Origin of the sequence: Microbacterium sp. B24 (assembly GCF_000333415.1) — a bacterium.
Lineage (GTDB): Bacteria > Actinomycetota > Actinomycetes > Actinomycetales > Microbacteriaceae > Microbacterium.
On the sequence record NZ_BADB01000273.1, the window covers coordinates 1 to 2,746 of the forward strand.

Annotated in this window: 4 protein-coding genes; 2 read left to right on the forward strand and 2 right to left on the reverse strand. The window is 68.7% G+C overall.

The window, feature by feature from the left end; all coding sequences use genetic code 11:
* Together I5I_RS07160 and I5I_RS07165 are read left to right on the forward strand one after the other, a co-directional pair.
* The coding region (locus I5I_RS07160) for a DUF1206 domain-containing protein (RefSeq protein WP_036318134.1) at nt 1-289 on the forward strand (289 nt) is incomplete at its 5' end.
* A 64-nt stretch (nt 290-353) separates the two neighbouring features.
* Entirely contained in the window at nt 354-854 is a 501-nt protein-coding gene (locus I5I_RS07165; protein WP_036318135.1) for a pyridoxamine 5'-phosphate oxidase family protein, read from the forward strand.
* Between the two features lie 32 nt (nt 855-886).
* On the opposite strand, the gene I5I_RS07170 is transcribed toward I5I_RS07165, so the two are convergent.
* Together I5I_RS07170 and I5I_RS07175 are read right to left on the reverse strand one after the other, a co-directional pair.
* Nucleotides 887-1,942 (reverse strand): TIGR00730 family Rossman fold protein, encoded by a 1,056-nt coding sequence (locus I5I_RS07170; protein ID WP_036318136.1) that lies wholly within the window; start codon nt 1,940-1,942, stop codon nt 887-889.
* A 57-nt stretch (nt 1,943-1,999) separates the two neighbouring features.
* Nucleotides 2,000-2,746, reverse strand: a 747-nt coding sequence (locus I5I_RS07175; RefSeq protein WP_036318137.1) for a cellulose binding domain-containing protein, incomplete at its 5' end; no start/stop codon positions are given.

The window sequence follows — 2,746 nt, forward strand, 5'->3', positions numbered from 1 at the left end:
ATTCGAGCTCGGTCCCGGGGATCCTCTAGAGTCATCCGCCGCCGGCGCGGTGGCGCGCGCACTGGGAATCGCGGGCTTCATCGCCAAAGGAACGGCGCTGGGAACCCTGGGTGTTCTGCTCATCGTGGCCGCCGTGCACGCGGATGCCGCCCGCGCGGGCGGGCTCGACAGCGCCGTCGACGGACTGCTCACGCTGCCAGCAGGGAGGGCGATCGCCACAGCCCTCGGGGTCGGGTTGATGGCCTACGGCGTCTTCTGCGGGTTCCGCGCGCGCTACGCGCGGCTCTGAACCCTTGGGGGCGTGCGCTGTCAAGGCCCTGGGGCAGCTGCCGGCCGAGCGGCAGGCTCGAAGCATGACCGAAATCACTGGAACCGAAGCCTGCGATCGTGTGAAAGCTCTCGTCGAGGACATCGACATCACCATGCTCACGACCGTGGATGCCGCGGGACGGCTCGTCAGCCGGCCGATGAGCACGCGCGAGATGGACGAGACCGGCGACATCTGGTTCTTCACGTCCGACGAGACGAAGAAGGCGGAGGAGGTCGAGGCCGACCGCGACGTCAACCTGGCGTACTGCGACGCGAAGGGCATGCGCTACGTGTCGGTGGCCGGCCGAGCCGCCCTCGTGCACGACCGCGCACGCATGGAGCAGTTGTGGTCGCCGTCACTGGACATCTGGTTCGAGGATGGACTCGACACGCCCGACATCGCACTGCTGAAGGTCACACCGGTCGAGACGGAGTTCTGGGAGCCCGCCCACGGCAGGCTCGTCATGGCGGCCGGCATGCTCAAGGCTCTGGTCACTCGCGACGCCCCCGACGACACGATGAACCACGGCAAGCTGGTGTGCTGAGGCCCGCATCGGGCCGGCTCCCGTCGGCCTGATCAGGCGGGACGCGCTTGGGCGGGCGCGCTCGGCAGGGCGTTGACGGCGCGTATCAGGTGATGCAGATCACCGACGCGGCGCTGTGCGAACGTCATGACGAGGCGCGGTGCCGCGAGGTCGTCCTCGTCCTCGCGCTCTGCTTTCAGCGGGCCGCGGCGCTCGATCGCACCGTCGGCGAGCAGCTCCGCGAACCTGTCGTTGAGTGCCGACACCTCGGCATCCGTCGGCTCGGAGCGCAGCCGCAGCACGAGGCGTCGCCCGACCCATCGCAACGAGACGTAATTGCGATAGAAGCCCGTGATCTCCTCGACGGCGGCATCGACCGAGTCCGTCATCACGACGCGATCGAGATCGTCGGCGGAGATCACGCCGTCGGGAATGAGCTGTTCATCGGCGAAGCGGCGCAGCCCCGCCCAGAAGGCGCCTCCCGGGCGATCGAGCAGCACGATCGGCGTGGGAACGGCTTTTCCCGTCTGCTGCAGCGTCAGCAGCTCGAACATCTCGTCGAGCGTGCCGAAGCCTCCCGGCAAGCAGACGAAGCCACTGGATTCCTTCACGAGCATGAGCTTGCGGGTGAAGAAGTACTTCATCGCGACGTTGCGCTCGTGCGCGGCGATGATTGCGTTCGGCTTCTCCTCGAACGGCAGGCGGATCGAGACGCCGAGAGAGTGTGTGGGTCCGGCGCCCTCGGCGGCGGCTTGCATGATTCCCGGGCCTGCTCCGGTCACGGTCATCCAGCCGCGAGCGGCGAGGGCTGCAGTCAGTTCCACCGTGAGCCGGTACAACGGCGAGTCCGGGGCCGTGCGCGCCGAGCCGAACACCGTCACTTTCGGGACACCTCGNAACGGCGCGAACAGTTGGAACGCGGCGCGCATCTCGGTGAGAGCAGCCGATGTGATCTTGAGGTCGAGGCGGTCGGCGCGGTCAAGACCCATGCCGACCCCCGTCGCGAGGATGCTTGCGACGAGATCTGCGTTCTCGACGACGCCGGGCTCATCCAGGAGGTGTCGGATGCCCTCGGTCACGGCGGGGGGAAGAGTGGAGCTTTCTACCATGTCCCCACCCTCGCATCCTCGAGCAGCATCGGGTGAACGATCGCCGAACGCGGGTCGTTAGTTCGTCGTCACCGTCAAGCGCGGACTCGACGGCGCCGCGGTGGCGGCGACCTGCAGGCCGACTCTCACGGATTGACCTGCCGCCAGCGGACCGGCCCAGTCCTTTCCGGTGCAGGTGATCGTTCCCGAGGCGACCGCGCACGTCATGCCCCAGGCGTTGACGACCTGCGTCGCCCCCGGGCTCGACCAGGAGATCGTCCAGCCGCCCACCGCGCGGGAAGCGGTGACGGTGAACTCGGCCACGTAGCCGTCCTGCCAGGCGCTCTGCAGCATCCAGGTGGCGGAGACCGGGGCGAGGCCCGGGGCCGGGGTCGGTGTCGGAGTCGCGGTCGGCTTCGGCGTCGGAGTCGGGGTGACGGTCGGAGTCGGCGAGGACGTCGGCTTCGGCGTGGGCGTCGCTGTCGGCTTCGGCGTCGACGTGGGGCTGGTCGTCGGCTTCGGTGTCGGCGTCGGCGTTGGCGTTGGGGAAGCAGCCGGCTGCGTTCCCAGCAGCGGGGCGAGCGCGCTGAGCTTGGCCGTCTGCGGCGTCTTCCAGTCGTCCGCCACGAGCCCGCCCGTGTCGCCGCTGTTCGGGTTGAACGACCAGTATCCGAAGCTCAGACCGTTCGCTCCGAGGTAGGAGACCAGCGTCTTCAGCCACTGCGCGTCGCTCGTCGTCTCGAGCTTCGTGCCGAACTCCCCGACGAAGACCGGCGCGACCCCAGTGCGAGCCAGGTACCCCCAGTTCGCGTCCCAGACCGACGG